This is a genomic window from Dactylosporangium sp. McL0621, assembly GCF_049995355.1.
Taxonomy (GTDB): domain Bacteria; phylum Actinomycetota; class Actinomycetes; order Mycobacteriales; family Micromonosporaceae; genus Dactylosporangium.
Genome location: NZ_CP188259.1, coordinates 6,249,034 through 6,272,947, shown reverse-complemented (window position 1 = coordinate 6,272,947; position 23,914 = coordinate 6,249,034). Strand labels below are relative to the sequence as shown.

The 23,914-nt window shown below is 72.1% G+C and carries 20 protein-coding genes; 8 read left to right on the top strand and 12 right to left on the bottom strand.

Annotated features, from left to right (window positions below):
• Window positions 1-295 precede the first annotated feature (295 nt).
• Window positions 296-556, top strand: coding sequence for a hypothetical protein (locus ACPPVO_RS29650; protein ID WP_426514413.1), 261 nt, complete (start codon window positions 296-298; stop codon window positions 554-556).
• An 82-nt stretch (window positions 557-638) separates the two neighbouring features.
• Here the strand turns inward: ACPPVO_RS29650 and ACPPVO_RS29645 are convergent, their stop codons facing one another.
• Genes ACPPVO_RS29645 through ACPPVO_RS29635 form a run of 3 tightly spaced genes read right to left on the bottom strand, consistent with a single transcriptional unit; the run spans window position 639 to window position 2,730 of the window.
• On the bottom strand, window positions 639-1,274 hold the full coding sequence (locus ACPPVO_RS29645) for a nucleotidyl transferase AbiEii/AbiGii toxin family protein (protein WP_426514412.1): 636 nt from the start codon (window positions 1,272-1,274) through the stop codon (window positions 639-641).
• 16 nt (window positions 1,275-1,290) lie between these two features.
• Window positions 1,291-1,629: a hypothetical protein gene (locus ACPPVO_RS29640; RefSeq protein WP_426514411.1), complete on the bottom strand. Its 339-nt coding sequence runs from the start codon at window positions 1,627-1,629 to the stop codon at window positions 1,291-1,293.
• A 36-nt stretch (window positions 1,630-1,665) separates the two neighbouring features.
• The gene (locus ACPPVO_RS29635; RefSeq protein ID WP_426514719.1) at window positions 1,666-2,730 is read right to left on the bottom strand and encodes an AI-2E family transporter; all 1,065 of its coding nucleotides are present in this window, start codon (window positions 2,728-2,730) and stop codon (window positions 1,666-1,668) included.
• Window positions 2,731-2,886: 156 nt separating this feature from the next.
• Between ACPPVO_RS29635 and ACPPVO_RS29630 the strand changes: the two genes are divergently transcribed.
• The 3 genes from ACPPVO_RS29630 (at window position 2,887) to ACPPVO_RS29620 (ending at window position 5,604) form a co-directional block, all read left to right on the top strand.
• Window positions 2,887-3,612, top strand: coding sequence for a lysophospholipid acyltransferase family protein (locus ACPPVO_RS29630; RefSeq protein ID WP_426514410.1), 726 nt, complete (start codon window positions 2,887-2,889; stop codon window positions 3,610-3,612).
• Window positions 3,609-4,547 (top strand): acyl-ACP desaturase, encoded by a 939-nt coding sequence (locus ACPPVO_RS29625; RefSeq protein ID WP_426514409.1) that lies wholly within the window; start codon window positions 3,609-3,611, stop codon window positions 4,545-4,547. Before ACPPVO_RS29630 ends, ACPPVO_RS29625 begins: the two co-directional genes overlap by 4 nt.
• A gap of 697 nt (window positions 4,548-5,244) precedes the next feature.
• Window positions 5,245-5,604, top strand: a complete 360-nt coding sequence (locus ACPPVO_RS29620) for a histone-like nucleoid-structuring protein Lsr2 (protein ID WP_426514408.1) — start codon at window positions 5,245-5,247, stop codon at window positions 5,602-5,604.
• Between the two features lie 387 nt (window positions 5,605-5,991).
• On the opposite strand, the gene ACPPVO_RS29615 is transcribed toward ACPPVO_RS29620, so the two are convergent.
• Window positions 5,992-6,342, bottom strand: a complete 351-nt coding sequence (locus ACPPVO_RS29615; protein ID WP_426514407.1) for a hypothetical protein — start codon at window positions 6,340-6,342, stop codon at window positions 5,992-5,994.
• On the opposite strand from ACPPVO_RS29615, the gene ACPPVO_RS29610 reads away from it, so the two are divergent.
• A complete protein-coding gene (locus tag ACPPVO_RS29610) occupies window positions 6,314-7,060 on the top strand; it encodes a hypothetical protein (protein WP_426514406.1) in 747 nt (248 codons plus the stop codon). The two genes, ACPPVO_RS29615 and ACPPVO_RS29610, sit on opposite strands and share 29 nt — an antisense overlap.
• Window positions 7,061-7,078: 18 nt before the next feature.
• Window positions 7,079-7,801, top strand: coding sequence for a VOC family protein (locus ACPPVO_RS29605; protein WP_426514405.1), 723 nt, complete (start codon window positions 7,079-7,081; stop codon window positions 7,799-7,801).
• Here ACPPVO_RS29605 and ACPPVO_RS29600 read toward each other — a convergent pair.
• The 6 genes from ACPPVO_RS29600 to ACPPVO_RS29575 form a co-directional block, all read right to left on the bottom strand.
• Window positions 7,798-8,985: an ROK family protein gene (locus tag ACPPVO_RS29600; protein ID WP_426514404.1), complete on the bottom strand. Its 1,188-nt coding sequence runs from the start codon at window positions 8,983-8,985 to the stop codon at window positions 7,798-7,800. The two genes, ACPPVO_RS29605 and ACPPVO_RS29600, sit on opposite strands and share 4 nt — an antisense overlap.
• Before the next feature lie 40 nt (window positions 8,986-9,025).
• A complete protein-coding gene (locus ACPPVO_RS29595) occupies window positions 9,026-10,273 on the bottom strand; it encodes a sugar ABC transporter permease (RefSeq protein ID WP_426514718.1) in 1,248 nt (415 codons plus the stop codon).
• Window positions 10,274-10,281: 8 nt separating this feature from the next.
• Window positions 10,282-11,055: an ATP-binding cassette domain-containing protein gene (locus ACPPVO_RS29590; protein WP_426514403.1), complete on the bottom strand. Its 774-nt coding sequence runs from the start codon at window positions 11,053-11,055 to the stop codon at window positions 10,282-10,284.
• Between the two features lie 43 nt (window positions 11,056-11,098).
• Complete coding sequence (locus ACPPVO_RS29585; RefSeq protein ID WP_426514402.1) at window positions 11,099-12,187, bottom strand: sugar ABC transporter substrate-binding protein; 1,089 nt, start codon at window positions 12,185-12,187, stop codon at window positions 11,099-11,101.
• Between the two features lie 110 nt (window positions 12,188-12,297).
• Complete coding sequence (locus tag ACPPVO_RS29580; protein WP_426514401.1) at window positions 12,298-13,827, bottom strand: PQQ-binding-like beta-propeller repeat protein; 1,530 nt, start codon at window positions 13,825-13,827, stop codon at window positions 12,298-12,300.
• Between the two features lie 68 nt (window positions 13,828-13,895).
• On the bottom strand, window positions 13,896-14,648 hold the full coding sequence (locus tag ACPPVO_RS29575) for a M15 family metallopeptidase (RefSeq protein ID WP_426514400.1): 753 nt from the start codon (window positions 14,646-14,648) through the stop codon (window positions 13,896-13,898).
• Between the two features lie 19 nt (window positions 14,649-14,667).
• Here ACPPVO_RS29575 and ACPPVO_RS29570 point away from each other — a divergent pair, with 19 nt between their 5' ends.
• Complete coding sequence (locus ACPPVO_RS29570; RefSeq protein ID WP_426514399.1) at window positions 14,668-15,585, top strand: L,D-transpeptidase family protein; 918 nt, start codon at window positions 14,668-14,670, stop codon at window positions 15,583-15,585.
• Window positions 15,586-15,661: 76 nt separating this feature from the next.
• Here the strand turns inward: ACPPVO_RS29570 and ACPPVO_RS29565 are convergent, their stop codons facing one another.
• Window positions 15,662-16,726 (bottom strand): DUF4037 domain-containing protein, encoded by a 1,065-nt coding sequence (locus ACPPVO_RS29565; protein WP_426514398.1) that lies wholly within the window; start codon window positions 16,724-16,726, stop codon window positions 15,662-15,664.
• Window positions 16,727-16,784: 58 nt separating this feature from the next.
• On the opposite strand from ACPPVO_RS29565, the gene rox reads away from it, so the two are divergent.
• Complete coding sequence (gene rox / locus ACPPVO_RS29560) at window positions 16,785-18,209, top strand: rifampin monooxygenase (RefSeq protein ID WP_426514397.1); 1,425 nt, start codon at window positions 16,785-16,787, stop codon at window positions 18,207-18,209.
• Window positions 18,210-18,297: 88 nt separating this feature from the next.
• On the opposite strand, the gene ACPPVO_RS29555 is transcribed toward rox, so the two are convergent.
• Window positions 18,298-23,808 (bottom strand): carboxyl transferase domain-containing protein, encoded by a 5,511-nt coding sequence (locus tag ACPPVO_RS29555; protein ID WP_426514396.1) that lies wholly within the window; start codon window positions 23,806-23,808, stop codon window positions 18,298-18,300.
• Between the last annotated feature and the right edge of the window lie 106 nt (window positions 23,809-23,914).

The window sequence follows — 23,914 nt, the reverse complement described above, 5'->3', positions numbered from 1 at the left end:
CTACTGCGCGGCAGCCTGCCCTCCATGAATGGTGCGAACCGTCTGTGCCGTTGCGGTGCCGTGGCGGATTTGTGCGATGAGCGGCTGACGGTGTTGCAGCGCGGCGGGGAGGGCAGAGGGCGTGCACGGTAGCGGCACTGTGCGTGGTGCGTCGGCGGCGTGATGTGGTTCACGAGGAATGTCGCTCGAACCGGTGACGCTGTGGTAGTGCACGTCACAATCCGTAGTTTGGGCTGGTGGTGGTCCGTAACGTCGGTGGTGTCAATCGTTTCCGATCGTTTGAAGGAAGTCCTGCATGGGTCCGTACGAGCACCCCGCCTGGTGCGCCAGGGGTCACCGCTGCAACCTCGGTGAACACCGGGCGCACCCGATGGTCATGGAGGTCGACGGGGTCGGCAAGGTTCTGATCACCCGGGTACTCGGGAACAACGGACGGGAGCGGGTGGAGGTCGCCGGGTCCGCATACCTCACGGCCAAGGGGCCGGCGGCGAACCGTCAGGTTGACCGCACGCTGCGTGGCTTCGCCCACGTGATGGCCAGTGCCGCCGCTCGGTGAGCGTTCCGTCAGTTGATCGATACGCCCCGTGTCGAGGGGTGGTTGCGGCGAACGCCGTCAGTAAGGGGAGCGGCCGGCGGTGTCAGCGGGGCCAGTCGCGCAGGCGGAGGCGCAGCGCGGCGATGCGCGACTCGTCCAGGCCGTAGAAGGCGAACCGGCCGTCGTCCAGGCGGTCCAGGTAGCGGCCCGCGGCCACCACGTCGTCGAACTCCAGGGCGGGATCCTGACGGCGGGCCAGTTCCAGGAGCTCGCCGACCGAGTACCGCTCCATCGCCGCGGCCACGTCGATGTAGTCGCGCACCTCGCGGCGGTTGACCAGTGCGGCGACCTTCGTGGCGATCAGGTCGTCCAGGTGCATGACGGGGCCGACGTCCATCATGACGGGACTGTGGCGGCGATCGAGGCGAGAGAGCGTCAGCCGTACCGTGCGCGCTCCGTCACCCACCGTGAACTCTCGCTGGTCGAAGCCGGCGAACAGTTCGAGCAGGTCGTCGGCCTCTTCCTCGTGGACGGTGTACCCGGCCTCGCGCAGGGCCGCGCAGACGGCGTCCGCGGCCGCGCCCGCCGCGCCGTCGGTGTCCGTGAAGAGGTCCACGTCCTCGGTCGGGCGCTCGACCAGCCCGTTGATGAGCCAGGCGAACCCGCCGCCCAGGACGAAGCCGTGCCGTTCGGCCACGGCGAGCGCGACGCGGGCGACGTCGGTGTAGAAGGGGATCACGTGACGCGCTGCGGGATCACCGGGCGCGCAGGGCGGTGTGACGGGCCTCCCACGCACGGCGTACGCCGTCGGGCAGGTTCAGCTCCGGCCAGACCCGCACCAGGATCTTCTTGTTGAGGAAGCGGCGCAGCTCGTCGTGGCGGATCGCCTCGCGCAGCACGTTCTCGTACATCCACAGGAGCAGGTCGTGGTTGTCGAGGTCGAACGCGCGGTGCGGATTCCACATCAGCCGCTGCGGCAGTTCGACGATGCCGCGGACGGGTCCGCGCAGCTCATCGAGGGTGCGGGCGACGAGCGCAGGGCGGTGCGGCCGGGCCAGATAGGCCAGGGGTCCGCGGGCCGGCTCGTCGTGCATGGCCGAAGTGTACCTGTATTCCGCTTTCGCAGAACCTCAGCGCGCGTTCTGCCGCGGAATGACGACCTCGCGGAAGATGAGCTGAATCGCGGCGACAACCGGAATGGCGATGAGCGCGCCGACGACGCCCATGAGGGCCACGCCGACGAGTACCGAAATGATGGCCGCCAGGTCGGAGACCTTGACCGCGCGGCGCATCACCGTCGGGTAGATGAGGTAATTCTCGACCTGCTGGTAGATGACGAAGAAGATGACGCACGCGATGCCGGCCTGCAGCGAGGTCGCGAAGCCGACAATGGAGACGACGACGGCGCCGAGCGTCGCACCGATCTGCGGGATGAGGTCGGTGATGGCGACGAGGACCGCGAGGGCGTACGGATAAGCGACGCCGAGAATGAGCAGGAACACGAACGACGACAGGCCCGCGACCACGGCGATCGCCAGCGCACCGCCGAGGTAGGCGCCCACCTTGGCCAGGATCTCGTCGCCGAGCAGCCGCACGCGCTCGCGGCGGGTCGCGGGGACGAGCTTGTAGCCGCCCTCCTTGAGGCGTTCGAAGGCGCCCATGAAGTACACCGTGAGAATGATGACGGTCAAGATGTTGAACAGTGCCGAAAACGCGACCTGGACCCCGCCCCAGACCCCTCCCAGGGCCTTCGTGATGTTGCCCGCGGTCGCGACGTTCTTGAGCTGGTCGAGCAGCTGGTAGTCGTCGTTGAGCTTGTTCAGCTGGTCATTGCGCTGGAGGTTGTCGATGTACTGGGGCAGGTTCTCGACGAGGTCGTTGCTCTGCTGCACCAGCGGCGGAATGAGCGCGACGATGCCGCCGCACAGGACCAGCATCGCGCCGATGCCGACGGCGGCGACCGCGAGCCCGCGGGGCATGCCCCACTTCACCAGCCGTACAACTGCGGGATTCAGGCCGATCGCCAGGAACATCGCGATGAAGATGAGGATGAGAATCGAGCGGACGTTTTGTACGGCGAGATAGGCGCAGTAGGCCAGGAGCAGGCCGAGCCCGGCGGTGAAACCGATGATCAGCGGCGAGCGGCGCATCGGCGGCCCGGGCGTGCCGAAGCGGGGCGGCTCCTCGATGACCACGACCTCGACCTCGACGTCGGGCGCGTCGTCCTGGGCACGCTCGGCGGGGGCGGGCGGCTGCAGCACCTCGTCCTGCACTGTGAACTCCCTGGGAAGTCAGATGGTCTTGGGGCAGGGTACCGGGTGCGCGCACGGGAGGACCGCTAGCGTTATGACATGGCAGATCTGGTGTACCCACCGGTCATCGCGACCGCGAGGACCGCGTTCCGCGCGCTCAACATGAAAATCACGATCGCGGGCGAGGAGCACGTCCCCACGAGCGGGGGCGCCGTGATCGCCTGCAACCACATCTCGTACCTGGACTTCATCTTCTGCGGCCTGGGCGCGCGCAAGTCCAAGCGGTTCGTGCGCTTCATGGCCAAGGAGTCGATCTTCCGCAACCGCATCGGCGGCCCGCTCATGCGCGGCATGCACCACATCCCCGTCGACCGCGACGCCGGGATGGCCTCGTACAAGGCCGCCCTCAACGCACTCAAGGCGGGCGAGGTCGTCGGGGTGTTCCCCGAGGCTACGATCAGCCAATCGTTCATGATCAAGGATTTCAAGAGCGGCGCCTCCCGCCTCGCCGCGGCGACCGGCACGCCCCTCGTGCCGATGGTCCTGTGGGGCACGCAGCGCTTCTGGACCAAGGGCCGGCCGCGCGACCTCACGAAGCGTGGTGTCGCCGTCACCATCATGATGGGCGAGCCCCTGCACCCCGAACGGCGCGACAATCAGGACTCCGTCAACGAGGAACTGCGCGCACGCATGACGTCGATGCTGGATCGGGCGCAGCGGGCGTACCCGCAGCAGCCCGCCGGCCCCGATGACTCCTGGTGGTTGCCCGCTCACCTGGGCGGCACCGCACCCCTTCCAGCCGTTTACGAATCGGAGGCCCAGTGAGCCCGGCCGAACCCACCGACCTGCTCGTCCTGCTGAGCGAGCTCGAGCCCGTCGTCGAGGAGAACCTCAACCGGCACCTGGCCACGGCCAAGGAGTGGTTCCCGCACGAGTATGTGCCGTGGAGCGAGGGCCGTGACTTCGACGGTGTGCTCGGCGGCGAGGCGTGGGAGCCGGGGCAGTCGAAGCTGTCCGAGGTCGCCCGGATCTCCCTCGTCGTCAACCTGCTGACCGAGGACAACCTGCCCAGCTACCACCACGAGATCGCCACGGTGTTCGGCCGTGACGGAGCGTGGGGGACCTGGGTGCACCGGTGGACCGCCGAGGAGGGCCGGCACGGCATCGCGATCCGTGACTATCTGCTTGCTACGCGTGCGGTCGACCCGATCGCGCTGGAGCGGGCCCGGATGGCGCACATGGAGGGCGGCTTCCAGAACTCGTACGAGGGGCTCATCGAGTCCGTCGCGTACGTGTCGTTCCAGGAGCTCGCCACGCGCGTGTCGCACCGCAACACCGGCGCGATCTCCGGCGACCCGATCTGCGAGCAGCTCCTGGCGCGCGTCGCCGCCGACGAGAACCTACACATGATCTTCTACCGCAACCTGCTCAACGCCGCGTTCGACGTCGCGCCCAACACGGCGATGCGGGCCGTGGCCAAGGTGGCGTCCTCGTTCCAGATGCCCGGGCACACCATCGAGAACTTCGGGCGCAAGTCGGTGCAGATCGCCAAGGCCGGCATCTACGACCTGCGGCTGCACCACGACGATGTGCTCACGCCGGTGCTGCGGCAGGTCCGCGCGTTCGACCGTCCGCTGTCCGGTGACGGGGAGGCGGCGCGGGAGGAGCTCGCGACGTTCCTGGCCGACCTCGACACGCAGGCGACGCGGTTCGTGGAGCGCCGCGACGCACAGCGGGCGCGGGCCGCGGCTCACGCGTGATCGGTCTGCTCTAGCGCGGTTCGCTCCCCGCGTTCCCTGTGGTTCGTCCCGCGGGCGTCGCCTTTCCACTGGCGGCGCCCGCGTTTCCATGTGCGGCGTTTGTTCCTCGACTGCTCGGCGCCGACGGCTCGGCGCTCGGTTGTCCGCTTGCCGCCCGGAAGGCGTGGGCCGGCGCCGACGGTTTAGCGCTCGGTCGTCCGCTTGCCGCCCGGAAGGCGTGGGCCGGCGCCCACGGCTCGGCGCTGGGTCGTCCCTAGCCGCCTCGGCGCGCGCTCTGCTCGGCCCACGCCTCGGCGCCCGGAATGCACGGCTCGGCGCCGGGGGCCCGGCGCCCGGCGGCTTCTCCTGGGCTCCCGCTGTCCGTCGGGCACCTTGACCGGTCGCGTCGATCGCCCAGCTCGTCGCCGCTACTCGGTGTAGTCGACGTTGGCGATATCCGTCACCGGCGCCGTTGCCTGGCGTTGATGTGGGGACCATCACGTTGCGTGGACGATAGGGATGCTCGCCGTGGCTGCGTTGCTTGTCAGGCGGGGTGTGGACATCGAGGGCGCCGGTTGCCTTCCGTGAGCGTTGCAGTAGGCTGCGACGACCGTTCCGTGCCTCTCACTGCCCGTCTGACCGATTTCATCGGGTCCGGCGGCGCGATGGGGGCTGCGGAATTTCACTCCCCGTATTCTTATCGGAGGGCAGCATCGCCATGGCCAGACGCGTGATACATGAGCTGATCGATGACCTCGACGGCGGCCTCGCCGATGAGAGCCTCAGCTTCGGCCTCGACGGCGTGCAGTACACCATTGATCTGTCTGCGAAGAACGCCGCCGATCTGCGCGACGTCCTTGCGCCTTTTGTCACGGCCGCCACGAAGCTCGGCCGAACCTCGGCGTCGATCGTGCCGGGGCGTGGCGGCCGGGTCCGGCCGGTTCTGTCGGCCCGCGCCGAGCGGGAGCAGAACCGGGCGATCCGTGAGTGGGCGCAGGGCAAGGGGCTCGAGGTTTCCGACCGCGGCCGGATTCGAGCGGACATCGTGGAACGGTTCCACGCCGAAGCGGGAAGCTGAACAGGGGGCGCCCAGCACGGGCGCCCCCTCTGTATGTGGGACCGCGGTACGCGATCGAGCGCCTTCCCTCCCTGCGGCGCCGCGGTCCGCGGCCGCACCTGCTCCCATGCGGCCGCGTGCCCCCGTCCGTTTGCGGCGCCGCGGTCCGCGGCGTGCGCCATGCGACAGCAGCGCCGCGGTCCGCGGCGGCCGCGCACCTGTTGCCACGCGATCGCGTGCCCCGTCCGTTTGCGCGCCGCGATCTGCAGTCCCACACCCTGCTCCGGCGCGATCGCGTGGCCCGTCCGTTTGCGCGCCGCGAATCTGCGGTCACACCCCTGCTCCCACGCGACCGCGCGCTCCTCTGTTCTGAGCGCCCCGAACTTGCGGCCGGGCTCCCGCTCTTCGTCAGGCGGTCTCGTCGGTACCCGCCGGCACGTCGACCGCGAAGCGCAGTCGCGCCAGCGTCACGAACGCGAACCCGGCCAGCAGCAGGCACAGCCCGAACATCGCGATGCTGCTGATCGGGTCACCCGTCACCGCCAGCGTCCCGCTCGCACTCACGTCACCACCGGTAGCGGCACCGTGACCACCCGGCTCGGCCCGCAGCGGACCCGTGTGCTCGACGATGTCGACACCCAGCGTGAGGAAGCGTGGCGTACCCGTGCTGTCGACGCCCGACGCGACAAGCGTGTGTGAACCCGTGTACCCGGCCGGCACCGTTACCGGGATGCTGAACGCGCCGCTGCCGTCCGTCATCGTCGTGGTGAGGGTCTGCGGCGCCGCCCGGCACGTGCCACCGCCGGTCCCGCCCGCCCACGCGACCCGGGTCGAGCGGCGCCGTGCCGAGTCCGAGGCCCGCCGCGTACGCGTCCCGCTGCCCGTCCTCGCCGCCGGCGGCGGCATCATGCTGCTGGCCGCGGGCCCGACCCTGCTGTCCGTGGCCCTGGCGACGGAGCTGCACGGCCAGCGTGCGGTCGCGGGCGCCGCCGCCGCGTTCAGCGCCGGCTGCCTGCTGTCCTCGTGGGCCGTGGACCGGGTCGGCCGCCTGCGCCTGCCCGCGGCGGTGACCTGGCCGCTGTGGGGCGTCGGCATGCTGCTGGGCTGGCTGCTCGCCCCGGCGCACGTCGCCGGGCTGTTCCTGGCCCAGTTCCTGTCCGGGCTGAGCATGACCGCGTTCGAGGGCGGCATGGACGCCCGGCTGGCCCAGGCCGCCCGGCCCGGCACGGTCACGACGACCCTGGCCTGGAGCGCCTCGACGCGCGCCCTGGGCAGCGCGGTCGCCGTGCGGACCCTGCCGGTGCTCGTGGCCGCCCCGGCGGTGGGCTCCGTGGCCGGCGTCGCGGCGGTGACCCTGTCGCTGGCCTCCCTGGTGGCCCTGACCCGCGTCCGCGCGAGAAATCCGGCGCATCCCCCGTCGGGGTATAAGTCCGAAATGTCGCGGCGCGGCAGCGCCCGACATTTCGCGCCCCCGTGACGATCTACCATCGTCGGCATGGCGACGCGGCTCGTTCAGGTCAACATGAAGGCGCACGACGACGCTGCGCTCGGCGGTTTCTGGGCGGCAGCGCTCGGGTGGGCCCTGTCCAGCGAGGGGCCCGGGGTCACCAACCTCGAGCCCGAGGGCTTCGTCTACCCCGACCCCGTCGCCGTCTGTCTCGACCTCGTGGCCTCGCCGGAGCCCAAGACGGTGAAGAACCGGGTGCACCTCGACCTCGCGACCACGTCGGCGGCGCATCAGGCGGAGCTGGTCGCGCGCCTGCAGGGGCTCGGCGCGACCCTCGCCGACGTGGGCCAGGGTGACGTGCCCTGGACGGTGATGGCCGACCCGGAGGGCAACGAGTTCTGCGTGCTGGACTCGCTCCACGACGACACCGGGCCGATCGCGACGGTCGTGGTCGACTGCGCGGACCCGCCGGCCATGGCGCGTTTCTGGGGCGAGGCCACGGACTGGGTCCCGCTCACGGTGACCGACCACCACGCGGTGCTGCACTCGGCCGCCGGCGTCGGGCCGTACCTGCAGTTCCTGCGCACGCCCGACGTGAAGACCGGGTGGAACCGTGTCCATCTCGACGTGCGGCCGTACCCGGGCGACGACCCCGAGGCCGAGGCGGCCCGGCTGCTGGCGCTCGGCGCCACCGCCATCGAGCTGGATGTGCCGTGGACGGTCCTCGCCGACCCGGAGGGCAACGAGTTCTGCCTCCTCGCCCCGAGCTAGGCGGACTCGAGCGGGTCGGCGAACAGCGGCTCGAAGGCGAGCTCCGCCGCGCCGATCAGGGCGGCGTCCTGGCCCAGCTGCGGGGTCCGCAGCCGGACGTGCTCGCGGCACGCCGGCAGGCCGTTGCGGTTGAGGCGGGAGCGGACCTGGGCGGCCGAGGCGAGGTACACCTCCCGCAGCGTGCCGCCGAAGATGACCATCTCCGGGTTGAAGATGTTCACCAGGTTGGCCACGCCGAAGCCGAGCCAGTCGCCGACCTGGCGCATGGCCGCCTGCGCGGTGTTGTCGCCGCGCGAGGCCGCGTCGACGACGGCCAGGATGCCCTCGCGGCCGGCGGTGGCGTTGCGCCCGGCGGCGGTGAGGAGGGCGTGCTCGCCGATCTCGGTCTCCCAGCAGCCGCGCGAGCCGCAGCTGCACGCCTTGCCGTTGGGGTTGACGACCATGTGGCCGACCTCGCCGCCGTAGCCGCCGTGTCCGGTGACCGGGCGGCCGGCCGCGATGATGCCGCCGCCGATGCCGGCGTCGCCGTAGAGGTAGACGAGGTTGTCGCAGCCGGCCGCGGCGCCGCGGGTGTGTTCGGCCAGGGCGGCCAGGTCGGCGTTGTTGCGTACCGCCACCGCGCGGCCCTCGCCGACCAGGCCGCGCAGGGCCTCGCCGAGGGGCTGGTCGGCCCAGCCGAGCTGCGGGCCGAGCCGGACGAACCCGTCGTCGCGGCGCACCATGGCCGAGACCGCCGCGCCGCTGCCGATGAGGCGGGCCCCGGCCGGGGCGGAGAGCTGCATCTTGCGCACGAAGTCGGCGATCGGGGCGATGACGGTGGCGGCGTCGTGCTCGCCGCGGGGGCGGGCGGCCTCGAAGCGGTCCAGCACCGCGCCGCCGAGCCCGACCCGGGCGGCGACGATCCGGTCGACCTCGACGGCGAAGGCGAAGACGTACACCTTCTCCGACTCCGGGCGCACCACGAGCGACGGGCGCCCCGCGCGGCCGCGCTGCTCCCGCGGTACGCCCTCGCTGACCAGTCCCGCCGCCGCGAGGTCCGCGGTCAGCGCGCCGATCGTGCTGCGGTTGAGGCCCAGGCTCGTCGTGAGATCGGCGCGGGACATCGCACCGTGGAGGTGCACGGAGCGCAGGAGCGCTCCGAGGTTGCTCCGCCGGATCTCCTCCTGGCTGGGGCCAACGCGCATGCTCGGCTTTCTTCGATCGGGGTGGCGTAAGCAGAGTAGTTCAGCGCAGGCCCGCCGCGGCCGCCCGCCGCCGGGTCAGCGCGTCGATGCCGGCGGCGAGCAGCAGTACGACGCCGGTGACGACGTACTTCGTGCCGGGGCTGTACTCCATGAGCCCCATCCCGTTCTCGATGACCGCCACGACCGCGCCGCCGAGCACCGCGTTGAGCACGCGGCCCTTGCCGCCGAAGAGGCTCGTGCCGCCGATGACCGCCGCGCCGACGGCGTAGAGCAGCACGTTGCTGCCGCCGGTGTTCGGGTTGACCGAGGCGTCCCGGGACGCGGCGACGATCCCGCCGACCGCGGCCATCGTCGAGCAGATGACGAACACGGCGATCCGGATGGCGTCGACGTGGATGCCGGCGCGGCGGGACGCCTCCCGGTTGCCGCCGACGGCGTACACGTGCCGGCCGAACGCGGTGCGGTTGAGCACGAACGTGCACAGCCACAGCAGCAGCCCCAGGATCGCTACCACCATCGGCACGCCCCGCTGCGAGATGGCGTCGTTCTTGGAGCGCTCCAGGTTCAGCGTCCAGACGGCGGCGCCGAGCAGCACGGCCGCGGTCAGCACCCGCAGCGCGACCACCGACAGCGGGTCCGCGGCCAGGCCGTGCCGGACCCGGCTGTAGCGCTTCCACAGGTGCAGGGCGAGCATCCCGGCGATGGTGACGCCGTAGAGCACCCAGCCCTGCAGCGGCGTGAACCGCCCGTCGAAGTTGATCTTCTTGATCGTCGGGTCGTCGACGGCGACGATCGTGCCGCCCTTCATGAGCAGCAGCACCGCCCCCTGGAAGGCCAGGAACGCGGCCAGGGTCACCACGAACGACGGGATACCCAGCTTCGCCACGAGCAGGCCGATGACCAGGCCGATCGCCGCGCCGGTGGCGACCGCGCCGAGCACGGCGACGTACCAGGGCAGCCCGAAGTTCGTGAGCAGCACCGCGAGCACCGAGGCGCAGACGCCGCTGGCGAACCCGGCGGACAGGTCGATCTCGCCCAGCAGGAGCACGAACACCAGGCCCATCGCGATGACGGTGACCGCGGCGCCCTGGTGCAGCAGGTTCGCGAGGTTGCCGGCGGTGACGAACTCGGGCCGGGCCACCGAGAAGGCGACCACGAGCGTCAGCAGGCCGAGTACCGCGGGCAGCGCGCCCATGTTCCCGCCCCGCACCCGCGCCAGGTAGTCGCGGGTGTAGGCGCCGAACCCGGCCGACGGGTGCCGGCCGGTGCGCTCCTGGGCGTCGAGCATCGACACGCTCATACGGTGGCTCCTTGCCCGCGCAGGCCCAGCTCGCCGCTGCGGCCGGTGGTGATGAGCTCCACGACCTGCGAGTGGGTGACGTCGGTGGCGCGGACCTCGGCGGCCAGCTGGCCCAGGTACAGCGCGGCGATGCGGTCGGCGACCGCGAACACGTCGTTCATGTTGTGCGAGATGAGCACGACGGCCAGGCCGTTGTCGGCCAGCCGGCGCACGAGCTCGAGGACCTGGGCGGTCTGGGCCACGCCGAGGGCGGCGTTGGGCTCGTCGAGGATGACGATCCGGTTGTTCCACAGCACGGCCTTGGCGATGGCGACCGTCTGGCGCTGGCCGCCGGAGAGGCTGGAGACCGGCTGGCGGACCGATGCGACGGTCCGCACCGACAGGCTGGCCAGGGTCTCGGCGGCCTTCTGCTCCATGGTGATGTCGTCGAGGACGAGGCCCCGGCGGATCTCCCGGCCGAGGAACATGTTCTGCACGATGTCGAGGTTGTCGCACAGCGCCAGGTCCTGGTAGACGATCTCCACGCCGAGCGCGGCGGCGTCGCGGGGGCCGTGCACCGACACCGGGCGGCCCTCGTAGAAGTACTCCCCGGCGTCGATCGAGTAGATCCCGCCGACGCACTTGACCAGCGTCGACTTGCCGGCCCCGTTGTCCCCGACGAGCGCGGTGACCTGCCCGGCGTACACCTGGAAGTCCACGTCGCGCAGCACCTGGACGGGCCCGAAGCTCTTGCTGAGCCCCCGGATCTCCAGCAAGGGTGTTTCGGTCACAGTGCTCCTTCAAGCGGCCGGATCCCCAGGTGAGACCGGTACCTTACTTGATACCCGCCGCGGCGCACTTCGCGGCGAAGTCCGCGGTACAGACCTCGTCGGCCGACACGTAGCCGTCGTCGACCACGTCGCGGACGTTGTCCCTGGTGATCGCCTTGGGGTCGAGCAGGATGGCGTCGACGTCGCGCTTGCCGATCCGGTCGTACACCTTGCTCGTGGTGACGCCCGTCTCATGCCGGGCCAGCGCGATCGCGAGCTTCGCCGCGGCCGCGGCCTCGCGGCGTACGTCCTTGTACACCGTCATGCACTGGTCGCCGTTGAGGATGTTCTGCAGGCCCTGCGCGGTGGCGTCCTGCCCGGTGACCGGGATGTGGCCGTTGAGGCCCTGCTTCTTGAGCACGTTGATGGCGGCGTTGGCGACGCCGTCGTTGGCCGCGATGACCCCGCCGATGTTCGGCTGGGCGGTCATCATCTGCTCGAACGCGGTCCCGGCCCGGGTGTTGTCCCACTCCTCGATCCACTGGTCGGGGCCCTTGACGTACTCCCCGGAGGCGAACTTCGGCCCGAGGAAGGCGTCGTAGCCGTCCTTGAACAGCGTCGAGTTGTTGTCGGTCTGCGAGCCGTTGAGCTCGGCGATCACCGGCCGGGTGGCCTTCGCCGCCTCGAGGCAGCGGACCAGGCCCTGGCCCTGCAGGGTGCCGACGGCGGTGTTGTCGAACGACACGTAGTACCGCGCCGACCCGCCCAGCGTGAGCCGGTCGTAGTCGATCGTGGCGACCCCGGCGTTGCGGGCCTTGTCCAGCACCGCCTTGCCGGTCCCGGAGTCCAGGTTCACGATCATGAGCACGTCCACGCCCTGGGTGATCATCTGCTCGGCCAGGGTGGTGAAGGCGCTCTTGTCGTTCTGCGCGTTCTGGATCTCGTAGTCGACGCCGGCCGCCTTGAACGCGGCGGCCAGGTACTTGCGGTCGGCGGTCTCCCACCGGGCCGAGGACTTGCTGTCGGGCAGGATGACGCCGATGCGCGGCTTGCCGCCGGGCTCGCCGGTGCCCGACACGTTCGCGGTGCAGGCGGCGGCCCCGCTCATGGCCAGCGCGCCGACGGCCAGCAGGGACAGGATCCCTCTGCGCATCTGCTCGGGTCCTTTCGGGTGTCGACGCTGATCGTGTGTCGGGCACCGTATGGCGCGCCCGTTCGCCGTGACCAGTCGCGGCCCGTAACAATTCCGCAATACATTGTCCGCTACCCGGCGGCGAAGGCGTGGACGGCACCCGCCCGGGTGCCGAAGTACAGCGAGCCCTTCCACACCGCCGGCGTCGACTCGATGCAGCCGCCGATCTTCACCTCCCACAGCGGCCGGGGCTCCGCGTGGGTGTCGGCGACGTCGTAGGCGTGCAGCACCCCGGTGCAGTCGCCCATCAGCAGCACGTCGTCGACGATCACCGGCGACTGCCAGGTCTCGCCGCCGGGCAGGTGGAACCGCCACCGTACCGCGCCGGTGGCCCGGTCCAGGCCCAGGACGTCGCCGCCCGCCGTGTCGTAGACGGCCAGGTCGCCGTAGAGCGCGGGCGTGCCCCAGATCCCGCCCGGCTTCTGGCCCTGGTCCTTCACCGCCCAGACCACGGGGTTGTCGGGCTTGGACGGGTCCAGTTTGAGCATCTGCCCGACCTCCCGGGACCGCGCGTTGCCCTTCTCGTACTCGGAGCCGACGTACAGGAAGCCGTCGGCGTCCACGACGATCGACGCGTCGGTGTCGTCGCCGGTCCAGAACCGGAAGGTGCGCGCCGGGGCCCGGCCCGCCTTCAGCCCGGAGAGGTCCCAGCCCTGCACGAGGCCGCCGGAGTTGGCGAAGTACACCGTGTCGCGGTACACCGCCACCGAGTTCTCGATCGACACGTTGGTGTCGCCGGCGTCCTTGAGCTCCTGCTCGTCCCAGCCGGGCGTGTTGAACACCAGCTGCGGCGCGACCGTCACCTTGCCGTCCGGGCCGTACCCGCGGTTGAGCTTCACGACGTGGAACTGGCTGTTCTCGCCGCCCTCGAGCAGGTAGTCGTCGATGACGAGCCCGGAGCCGTCCCAGTCGTCGTTCCACAGCGTCGGCTTCACCGCGTCGGCGGCGAGCTTCCACAGCTCGGTCGGCGTGCCGCGGTCGATGGCCAGGACACGGTAGTAGCCGTCGCGGGAGCCGGAGTAGACCAGCGGGAAGCCGTCGGGGTCGACGGTGACGCTGCCCTTGATGATGTCGCCGGTCTTGAAGTCGGGCAGGATCCGCTCGCCGGTGGCGGCGTCGAGGAAGTGGATGGAGCGGTCGTAGGCGCCGAACACCACCCAGGTGCGGCCGTCGCGCTCGAACACGGCCGGCTGCCCGGTCCAGCCGGTGCCGCACCACTCGCGGGTCTCGCCCTTGTCCGCCGACATCGCGCACATCCCGCCGCTCTTCGGGAACTGCCAGCGCTGGGCGGGCGTGACGCGGGGGACGGGGCCCTGGCCGTAGTAGGTGCGGGTCGGGTTGCCGCGGAATGTGAGCAGGCCCTGGACCTTGGTGCCGTACGGCCGGCCGACGCCCGCCGGGTCGGACCAGCCGGCGAACGGCGGGGCGCTGGGCGAGGCCGCCGGGGAGGGCGAGGCGCTCGGGCCGGTCGCGGCCTCGGCGCCGGGCCCGGGCCGGGGCTCGGCGCGGTGCAGCGCCCAGGCGGTCGTGGCGACGCCGCCGACGATCAGCACCAGCATGCCGGCTACCAGCAGCCGGAACACGCCCATCCGGGGTTCCATGGGCACAGTATGGTGCCGGTGATCACGCGGCGGCGCAATGTGACGTGTAGCGGATTCCGCATCCCTTTTTAGGGCTTTTCGAAGTGCTGGTAGTCGGTTCCGGACTTCCAGGCGCCGCCCCAGGCGAACCCCTCGGCCTGGAACGCCTTCACCGTGGCGTCCCCGGCGACGATCATGCCCGGGCGCACGTCGCGCCGGTCGAGGAAGGCCCGGCCGGCCGGCGGCATGACCTGGCCCTTCGGCAGGTACGGGTTCTCGACGGTGTTGACGTCGATCGCCCGGCCGTAGGCGTGGTTGGACCAGTGGCTGGTGCCGGGCACGTTGCGGCAGTTGAACGCCGAGGTGTTGTCGGCCGCCATCGAGGTGTCGTCGCTGCCGCCGTAGTGCTCGATGAGCTGCATCCCGCGGATCGGGAACCGCCCGGCCCGTAACCGCTGGAACACCCGCAGGGTCGCGTCGGCGATGGCCTTGTGCACCACCAGCTGCCCGGCCTGGACCTTCCCGTCGAAGTCCACATAGGACACGTGCACGAGCCGGAGATCGTCGAGCCCCACCGGGCACCCGGCCCGCCACGAGACGCCGGTCATCGCCTGGCGCAGCGCCGCGGGCAGGGCCTCCACGAAGTCCTCGGGGGCCGCCGATGCGGATGGTGTACCCGTTGAGCCGTCCGGCGCCGCGGCCGACACGCTCGGCACGCCCGCGGACGCCGGCGCGATGCCCGGCGCGCCGTCGCAGCCGGCGGCGACGGCGAGGACGCACACGGCCGCGAGCCATCCGGCCACGCGGCGTGTCGCCGGATTTGTCCGGAAGCTTGCGCCCATGCGGTAGATACTATTGGTCGTGCCGGTCGACCAGCCCCGACGCCGCCCGGAGGTCATCCTGGCGGTGCTCGTGCCCCTGCTGCTGGCGGCGGGCTGCGCGCGGGGGCCGGACAGGGCCGCCGCGCCCGCGTCCGGCGTCGCGACCCCGCAGCCCGGCCGCCCCGCGTCCGGCCCGGCCGACCCGCTCGCGCCGGCCTCCGCGGACCCTTCCACCCCGGGCGGCCCGGCCCCGACCGGCGCCGCGGCCCCCACCACCGGCGCGGCCCACCCGACCGCCGCCGCCCCGGCCCGGACCACGCACGCCCCGGGCCCGCCGAAGGAGGACGACCCGGCCGGCGACCCGGCCCGGCTGCGCACCCTGCCGGCGAACACCACCCAGGTCGTCATCGTGCAGTCGGCGAGCCCGTCGGCGACGACGGCGACGCTGCGCACGTACGCGAAGTCCGGCGGCGCCTGGCGGCCGGCGTCCGGGCCGGTCGCGGTCCACCTGGGCTCGCGGGGCTTCAGCGACGCCAAGCGCGAGGGCGACCGCACGACGCCGGCCGGCGTCTACGCGATCGACGCCACCATGTACGGCATCGCCGCCGACCCCGGCGTCCGCTACGCCTACCACCAGCTCGCCGCCGACGACTGGTGGAACGAGAACAGCGACTCGCCCGGCTACAACACGTTCAGCCACGGCCCGAACCCGGGCGGCCCGAGCGAGCCGCTGTGGCAGGTCAGCCCGCAGTACACGTACTTCGCCGTGATCCGGTACAACATGCCGGCGACGGCGGGCCGGGGCAGCGGCATCTTCCTGCACCAGTCCAACGGCAACAGCACGCTGGGCTGCGTGAGCCTGCCCCAGGGCGACCTGCTGGCGGTGCTGCGCTGGCTCGACCCGGCGGCGAACCCGCGCGTCGTGATGGCCCCGTCCGGTTGGCTCGGCCGGTACTGACGACCCGTCCGATCCTAGCATCCTAGGATGCCTTAGCGAGCGTGCCTGACGGCACGCCGGCAGAACCTCCTTGCCGCTACGCGGCGGGCGGCCGTGCCGGGTCCGGGTGGACGGCCGCCGTCAGGCCGCGGGTGAGGCCGGACCGGCCGAGGACGTCGGTGCAGTCGGCGAACTGGTCGATCGCGCCGATGGCGAACCCGGGGGCGAGGGCCTCGGCGAAGCGGCCGGCGTCGATGACCGGGTAGGGGCGGTCGAAGTACGGGCGGCGGGTGGCGTCGACCGGCGGGGCGAGGCCGAGCCGGTTCTGCCGGTCGCCGCAGGCCTCGTAGGCGTCGCAGAGGGCGTCCTGGCGGGCGGTGGCGTCGCCGGCGGCGACGGCCCGGGCCAGAGCGGCGGCGACCGGGGCGATGCCGGGCAGGGCGGCGAACGCGGTGCCGAGCCACTTGCTGTACGGCGGGTAGCGGCGCTGCAGCAGCAGGCTCAGCCGCATCACGTCGCGGGCCAGGCGAGCGGCGACGATGCGGCTGCCGAGGTCGTCGCCGAGCTCGGCGGTGCGTCCGGCGAAGGCCTCCTCCTGGGCGATGCGGACCCACTGGGCGGCGAGGACGCGCTTCCAGAGGGGCTCCGGGTACCAGGCGAGGTTGGCGCGGAGGCGGGTGAGCTCGCCGGTGTCGTCGTGGTAGACGGCGCCGGCGGTGGCTTCGGCGAGCAGCTGGGTGGGGGTGGCGAGCCAGTCGGTGGCGGTGGCGGGGTGGCGGGCGTCGAAGCCGAGGTGGTCGCGGGACCAGGTGGCGACGTCGGTGATGTCGACGCGGTGGTGGACGGGGCCGGTGGTGGCGGTCATGACGCGGACCCGGGCGCCGGGCGGTTCGAAGCTGGTGGGCCAGCCGTGGATGTCCTTGGGGAGCCGGTGGCGCAGGGTCGCGGCGAGCTCGGCAGGGTCGGCGTCGGCGGGGTCGATGAACAGCTGCAGGCGGGGGCCCCAGTCGTGGTCGGTGGAGCGGGGGGTGTCGAAGCCGAGGACCTCGGAGCCGGGGCCGATGCGGGCGGCGGCGTGCGGGAGGCCGCCGAGGAGGGGACGGACGCCGAGGTGGTAGAGGTCGCGGCAGAGCTGCAGGCCGGGCTGGAAGGTGGGCGGCACCCGGCCACGGTAGGGGGTTCGGCGGCGCCGTGCCGCCGGTTTTTGCGACGCTTGACGCATGGCGGACGTGATCGTGGTCGGGGGCGGGCCGACCGGCATGATGCTCGCCGGGGAGCTGCGGCTGCGCGGGGTGGACGTGGTGGTGCTGGAGCGGGATGCGCAGCCGCCGCCGTTCGTGCGGTCGCTGGGGCTGCATGTGCGCAGTGTCGAGGTGCTGGACCAGCGGGGGCTGCTGGAGCGGTTCCTGGCGCACGGCCGGCAGCATCCGGTGGGCGGGTTCTTCGCGGCGATCGACAAGCGGGCGCCGGAGGGTCTCGATACGGCGCACGGGTACACGCTGGGGATTCCGCAGACGGTGACGGACCGGCTGCTGGCGGAGTGGGCGGAGGAGCTGGGGGCGCGGGTCCGGCGGGGGTGTGCGGTGGTGGGGCTGGAGCAGGACGGCGACGGGGTGACGGCCATGCTGGACGGTGGGGAGGCGGTGCGGGCGCGGTTTCTGGTGGCGTGTGACGGCGGGCGCAGTACCGTGCGGAAACTGGCGGGGATCGGGTTTCCGGGGGAGCCGTCGCGGGTCGAGACGCTGCTGGCGGAGGTGGAGCTGACGGCGCCGTGGGAGTCGGTGGTGGCGGTGGTGGCGCGGGTGCGGGAGACGGAGAAGCGGTTCGGGGTGGGGCCGGTGGCGGGCGGCTGGTACCGCCTGGTGGTGCCGGCGGCGGGGGTGTCGCCGGATCCGGGGGTACCGCCGACGCTGGAGGAGGTGCGGGAGCGGCTGGTGGCGGTGGCGGGGACGGATTTCGGGGTGCATGCGCCGCGGTGGCTGTCGCGGTTCGGGGATGCGACGCGGCTGGCGGAGCGGTACCGGGCGGGGCGGGTGCTGCTGGCCGGGGATGCGGCGCATGTGCATCCGCCGGTGGGCGGGCAGGGGCTGAACCTGGGGATGCAGGATGCGTTCAACCTGGGGTGGAAGCTGGCGGCGCAGGTGGGCGGGTGGGCGCCGGAGGGGTTGCTGGACTCGTACCAGGCGGAGCGGTATCCGGTCGCGGAGGACGTGTTGCAGCATGCGCGGGCGCAGATGCTGCTGTTGTCGGCGGAGCCGGGGCCGCGGGCGGTGCGGCGGCTGCTGGCCGAGCTGATGGAGTTCGAGGAGGTGAACCGGTTCCTGGCGGAGAAGCTGACGGGGATCGCGGTGCGGTACGACTTCGGGCCGGGGCATCCGCTGGTGGGGCGGCGGTTGCGGGATGTGATGTTCAAGCACGGCCGGTTGTACGAGTTGCTGCGGTCGGGGCGGGGGCTGCTGGTGGATCAGACGGGCGGGTTGTCGGTCGCGGGGTGGCAGGACCGGGTCGATGTCGTGGTGGACACGAGCGAGGGTCTGGGGGTGCCGGCGGTGCTGCTGCGCCCGGACGGGCATGTGGCGTGGGCCGGCGACGATCAGCTGGAGCTGTCGGGGCAGTTGCCGCGGTGGTTCGGTGGCGCGCGGTGAGGTTGCGGTGACGCCGGCCGCTCCTGGGGTACAGGTGCGGCCGGCGTCTTTGTTCTGGTTGTTGGTCTTGTTCTGGTTGTTGGGTTGTTCAGCGTTTGAGGCCGTGCTCGACGGCCTCGATGATGCGTGGGCGCAGTTCGGCGGCGCTGATGATGGCGTCGACGGAGCCGACCTCGACGGCGCGCTGGATGCTGTGGACGCGGTCGAACTCGGCGGCGACGGCGCCGAGCTGTTCGGCGCGGACGGCGGCCTGGACCTCGGCGAGGCGGGCGTTGAGGGCGGCGCGTTCGGCGCCACTGGCCGCGGCGACCTGGGCGTGCAGGGCGGTGACGCGGGGGTCGTTGCTGGTGCGGTTGTCGACCTCGCCGGCGAAGACGACGGCGGCGGCGGGGGCGCCGCCGAGGACGGAGGCGAAGGAGCCTTCGAGGGCGAGGACGGTCAGGTTGGGGTTGAGGGCCTTGGAGAACACGACGAAGGCGCCGCCGTGGTAGCGGGAGATGACGCAGAAGACGATCGGGCCGGTGAAGTTGACGATGGCGCGGCCGATTTCGGCGCCGTACTCGAGCTGGAGCTTGCGCATCGACTCCGGTGAGCCGTCGAAGCCGGAGAGGTTGGCCAGGACGACGAGGGGCCGGTTGCCGGAGGCGGCGTTGATGGCGCGGGCGACCTTCTTGGAGGAGCGGGGGAAGAGGGTGCCGGCGGTGTAGGTGTCGGGGCCGTCGGTGGGCGGGAAGCCGGTGCGGGGTACGGAGCGGGACTCGATGCCGACGAGGCAGACGGGCCAGCCGCCGAGGCGGGCGTCGGTGACGACGGCGGTGTCGGCGTCGGCCATGCCGGCCCAGCGTTCGAGGGTGGGGTGGTCCTGGTCGGCGAGGGCCCGCATGACGGTGCGAATGTCGAAGGGCTTCTTGCGGTCGGGGTTGTGCTGGGTGGAGAAGATCTGCCCGACGGTGGTGAAGTCGCTGCCGTCGATGGTGTGCGGGTAGGGGGAGACGTCGCGGTCGGCGGGGTCGGAGGTGGGGGCGCGGCGGGGGCCGGCCTCGCCGGGGACGATGTAGGTGTGGTCGTAGTGGGCCATGAGGACGTCGCGGGCGCCGGCGAGGCTGGGGGCCCAGTACTGGGCCTGGCCGTTGGGGCCCATGATCCGGTCGTAGCCGCCGATGCCGTAGTTGTCCTCGGCGGAGACGCCGCCGGAGAAGTCCAGGGCTTGTTTGCCGGTGAGGACCATGGCGGAGTCGGGGGTCATGACGAGGATGCCCTTGGTGTGCATGAGCATGGTCGCCTCGGCGTTCCAGTAGGGCTGGGCGCCGACGTTGATGCCGGTGACGACGATGTTGATCTCGCCGCCGGCCTGGGTGAAGGTGACGATGCGCTTGAGGGCGGCGGCGACCCAGTCCATGTTCTCGGTGCCGGATGCCATGGAGATCCGGGCGCCGGCGGACAGGGCGAACCATTCCAGCGGTACCCGCATCCGCTCGGCGAGGTCGAGGGCGGCGATGACGCGACTGCACTCGGGTTCGGCGAGGGCGCCGAGGGCCTTGGTCGGGTCGCCGAGGAGCACGACGCGGGTGACGCCTTCGGGGTGGCGGGGGGTGGGGGTGGTGACGACGCCGGCGATGATGGCGGCGCTGTTGCGGCCCTTGGGGCGCTGGACGGGGGCGAGGGTGCCGTGTTCGTCGAGGTCGTGTTCGGTGAATGTGCCGTTGTGGCCGGCGAGGAGGCCGGTGAGCTCGTACGGGTACACGTTGCCGCGGCGGGCGGCGCGCAGGACCTTCTGCCGGTAGTCGTCGAGGGGCTGGACGGGTTCGGTGGAGGGCTTGTCGACGTTGAGGCGGGCGCCGTGGCCGGGGTCGAGGGTGATGCGGACGGCGACCTCGGACAGTTCGCCGGCGGCGTTGCGTTGCCGGGCGAGGAACTGGACCTCTTCGAGTCCGGCGCCGGCGGTGGTGGGCAGGAGCCGCTGGACGAGGGTTTCGATCTCGTCCTGGGTGAGCTCGGTGGCGGGCCAGACGTACATCATGATGCGGTTGGTGTCGAAGCGCTTGTTCTGGGGGCGCTGGGCCTGGATGTTGCGGATGGCGTCGAGGCAGCCGGTGGTGATGTCCTCGAGGGCGGGGAGGGCGACGAGGCGGCCGTCGGCCTCGCGCAGGGGGGTGAGGTCGCGGACCTGGCCCATGGCGATGAGGCGTTCGTCGGCGGGGTTGGTCTTGGCGACGGCTTTGAACAGGTAGATCTCCTCGTCGGCGGAGGGCAGCCGGGTGAGGTCGAACTCGCGGAGCCGGTACAGCTGGAGCCGGTTGGCGATCTGGGGGTGCAGGCCGCGGATGAGGCGGTCCTCGGCGAAGGCGCCGCCGTCGGGGCGGAAGGTGAAGTGGTGGTGCATCACGGCGCCGGAGGTGCCGGCGACGGTGATGGTGATGCGGCGTACGGCGGTGGGCTGGGGGTGCCGGCCGAGGACGTCGCCGAGGCGGGCGGCGATGGTGGCGGCGTCGGGCTGGTCCTCCCAGGCGACGTAGAGGTCGGCGACGAGGGCGGGGGTGTCGGCGGCGAAGCCGGCGACGGCGTCGAGGGCGGCGTCGAGGGTGTCGATGTCGACGGCGGTGGTAGCGACGCGGGTCCGGTTGCCGGTGCGGCCGGTGTGTTCGGCGGTGACGAACCGTCCGCCGGCGGTGTCGGCGGTGGTGACGTGGCTGAGGCCGCGGTTGCCGTAGTAGCGGCGGGTGAGGACCTCGAGGAGGGGGGCGTGGTCGCGGCTCGGCCCGCCGGCGCGCAGCCTGTTGCTTTGTCCGATGCGCTGGCCGATGAGCCGGACGAGGGGTTCGGCGCTGGCGACCATGGACTGGATGCGGTCGGCGCGGTCGGGGGCGTCGGGGTGTTCGTCGAGGTAGCGCAGGTCGGAGCGGATGCCGACGTACACCTCGGCGCGGTTGCGGCGCAGGAGGGGCTGGGCGAACCAGCGGAAGACGATGCCGCGGGCGAGGTCGGAGACGGCGGGGAAGCGGACCTGGGTGGCCTCGATGAGGTGTTCGAGGGTGAGGCCGGCGCGTTCGGCGAGGGGTTCCAGGGGCGGGGGGCCGGCGAGCCATTGGCGGAGCAGTCCGGAGACGACGGCGACGTCGGTGGCGGTGCGCTGCTGGGCGAGGAAGATGCGGAAGACGGCGGCTTCGAGGTCGGGGGTGCGGTCGAGGCGGTCGATGCCGTAGTGGGCGAGGACCTTGGTGAGGCGGGCCTGGAACGCGGCGGGGACGCCGGCGCGGTCGACGTCGAGGCTGCCGAGGTAGCGGTGGAAGTACTCGCGGGGGGAGTGCACGGCGGTGTTGGCTTCGAGGTCGCGTTCGCCGGCGGCGCTGTTGCGGGTGAGGTCGGCGAGGTCGGCGAAGACGGTGAGGAGCTCGAGTTCGCCGGTGGTGGGCCGGGTGTCGGCTTCGGCGCGGGCCTGCAGGTAGTTGGTGAGGGTCCGGCCGCGGTCGTGGGGGTCGGTGTCGAAGCCGAGGAGGAGGGCGCGGAGGTCCTGCAGGCGGTGGGCGAGGCGTTCGGCGGTGGTGCCGGTGGTGATCTCGGGGGGCAGGTCGATGTCGACGGCTTCGGCGGCGGGCCCGTCGGTGGCGGTGTCGTCGGTGTCGTCGGCGAGGGGTTCGAGGCGCATGAGGGGGGCGCCGGTCTCGACCTGGCTGCCGACGGAGACGGGCAGTTCGCGGACGCGGGCGCGGAACGGGGCGCGCAGGGCGGTCTCCATCTTCATGCTTTCCAGCACGAGGATGGGGGCGCCGGCCTGGACCTCGTCGCCGACGGCGACGGGGGTGGCGACGACGAGGGCGGGGGCGGGTGAGCGGACGACGCCGCCTTCGTCGCGGCTGATGCGGTGGGTGACGCCGTCGACCTCGATGAGGTGGATGGGGCCGTGGGTGGCGGAGACGAGCCGGAAGCGGCGGCCGTTGACGGTGATCTGGCCGCGGTGGGTGTCGAAGCGTTCGATTTCGACGTCGGCGGGGTGGGGGTCGGCGCCGGCGGCGACGCCGACGCGGTAGCGGGTGGGGCCGACGCGGGCGACGGCGACGCGGTAGCCGACGCCGCGGAGTTTGAGGTCGAGGGGGCGGCCGGATTCGTGCTGGACCTGGGGGCGGCCGCCGTGGGCGGTGGTGAGGAGGCGGGCGCGGGCGATCTGCTCTTCGTCCTGGTAGGCCTCGATGGCGGCGGCGGCCAGGGCGATGGCGGAGTGGCGGTGGTTGACGAGGCGGCCTTCGGCGCGGACGCGGTCGATCCAGCCGGTGTCGGCGGTGGCGTCGATGACTTCGGGCTGGTTGAGCAGGTCGATGACGAAGCTCTTGTTGGTGGCGCCGCCGTCGATGATGACGGTGGTCTCGGCCATGGCGCGGCGGAGCCGGCCGAGGGCTTCGTCGCGGTCCCGGCCGTAGGCGATGATCTTGGCGATCATGGAGTCGAAGTCGGAGGGGATGCTGTCGCCTTCGCCGACGCCGCTGTCGACGCGGATGCCGGGCCCGGCGGGCAGGACGAGGCGGGAGATGCGGCCGGGGGCGGGGGCGAAGTCGCGGTCGGGGTCTTCGGCGTTGAGGCGGGCCTCGACGGCGTGGCCGGCTTCGGCGGGGCGGACGCCGTCGAGCTTGCCGCCGGCGGCGACGTGCAGCTGCAGCTTGACGAGGTCGGTGCCGGTGGTGATCTCGGTGATCGGGTGTTCGACCTGCAGGCGGGTGTTGACCTCGAGGAACGCGAAGATCCGGTCGGTGGGGTGGTAGAGGAACTCGACGGTGCCGGCGCCGCGGTAGTCCACGGCGAGGGCGAGGCGTTCGGCGGCGGCCTTGAGCTCGGCGGTCTGTTCGGGGCCGAGGACGGGCGACGCGGACTCCTCGATGATCTTCTGGTTGCGGCGCTGGACGGAGCAGTCGCGCACGCCGAGGGCCCAGGCGGTGCCCTGGCCGTCGGCGATGACCTGGACCTCGACGTGGCGGGCGCCGGTGACGAGGCGTTCGAGGAAGACGACGCCGGAGCCGAACGCGCGCAGGGCTTCGGCGCTGGTGCGTTCGTAGGCGTCGGCGAGCTCGCCGGCGGAGGCGACCTTGCGGATGCCGCGGCCGCCGCCGCCGGCGGTGGCCTTGAGCATGAGCGGGTAGCCGATCTGCTCGCCGGCGCGCAGGGCGTCGTCGAGGGTGGCGACCTCGCCGCGGCTCCAGGGGGCGACGGGGACGCCGACCTCTTCGGCGATGAGCTTGGCGCCGATCTTGTCGCCGAGCTTGCGCATGGCGTCGGCGCTGGGGCCGATGAAGGTGATGCCGATGGCGTCGCAGAGCTCGGCGAAGGCGGGGTCCTCGGCGACGAAGCCCCAGCCGACCCAGGCGGCGTCGGCGCCGGTGGCGCGCAGGGCCCGGCCGAGCAGGTCGTGGTTGAGGTAGGGGCGGGCGGCGGCGGGGCCGAGGGGGTAGGCGAGGTCGGCTTCGCGGACGAAGGTCGCGGTCCGGTCGACGTCGGTGTACAGGGCGACCGTCTCGATCCGTGTGCCCGTTTCCGCGGACAGGTCACGCACGGCGTGGATGAGCCGCATGGCGGCCTCTCCGCGGTTGACGATGGCGATACGACTGAACACCGGTTGAGCCTCCTGGATTTTCCCCGCGTGTGCCGCGACGATCTACACCCTGCTTGATTACTGCCGAGTACACCAATGCGTCTGTCGACGCATCCTATGGCCGTCC

Coding starts and splice junctions, on each gene's coding strand:
- ACPPVO_RS29650 (WP_426514413.1), top strand. CDS start 296: ATGGGTCCGTACGAGCACCCCGCCTGGTGCGCCAGGGGTCACCGCTGC.
- ACPPVO_RS29640 (WP_426514411.1), bottom strand. CDS start 1,629: ATGCACGACGAGCCGGCCCGCGGACCCCTGGCCTATCTGGCCCGGCCG.
- ACPPVO_RS29630 (WP_426514410.1), top strand. CDS start 2,887: ATGGCAGATCTGGTGTACCCACCGGTCATCGCGACCGCGAGGACCGCG.
- ACPPVO_RS29620 (WP_426514408.1), top strand. CDS start 5,245: ATGGCCAGACGCGTGATACATGAGCTGATCGATGACCTCGACGGCGGC.
- ACPPVO_RS29610 (WP_426514406.1), top strand. CDS start 6,314: ATGCTGAACGCGCCGCTGCCGTCCGTCATCGTCGTGGTGAGGGTCTGC.
- ACPPVO_RS29615 (WP_426514407.1), bottom strand. CDS start 6,342: ATGACGGACGGCAGCGGCGCGTTCAGCATCCCGGTAACGGTGCCGGCC.
- ACPPVO_RS29605 (WP_426514405.1), top strand. CDS start 7,079: ATGGCGACGCGGCTCGTTCAGGTCAACATGAAGGCGCACGACGACGCT.
- ACPPVO_RS29600 (WP_426514404.1), bottom strand. CDS start 8,985: ATGCGCGTTGGCCCCAGCCAGGAGGAGATCCGGCGGAGCAACCTCGGA.
- ACPPVO_RS29595 (WP_426514718.1), bottom strand. CDS start 10,273: ATGCTCGACGCCCAGGAGCGCACCGGCCGGCACCCGTCGGCCGGGTTC.
- ACPPVO_RS29585 (WP_426514402.1), bottom strand. CDS start 12,187: ATGCGCAGAGGGATCCTGTCCCTGCTGGCCGTCGGCGCGCTGGCCATG.
- ACPPVO_RS29580 (WP_426514401.1), bottom strand. CDS start 13,827: ATGGAACCCCGGATGGGCGTGTTCCGGCTGCTGGTAGCCGGCATGCTG.
- ACPPVO_RS29575 (WP_426514400.1), bottom strand. CDS start 14,648: ATGGGCGCAAGCTTCCGGACAAATCCGGCGACACGCCGCGTGGCCGGA.
- rox (WP_426514397.1), top strand. CDS start 16,785: ATGGCGGACGTGATCGTGGTCGGGGGCGGGCCGACCGGCATGATGCTC.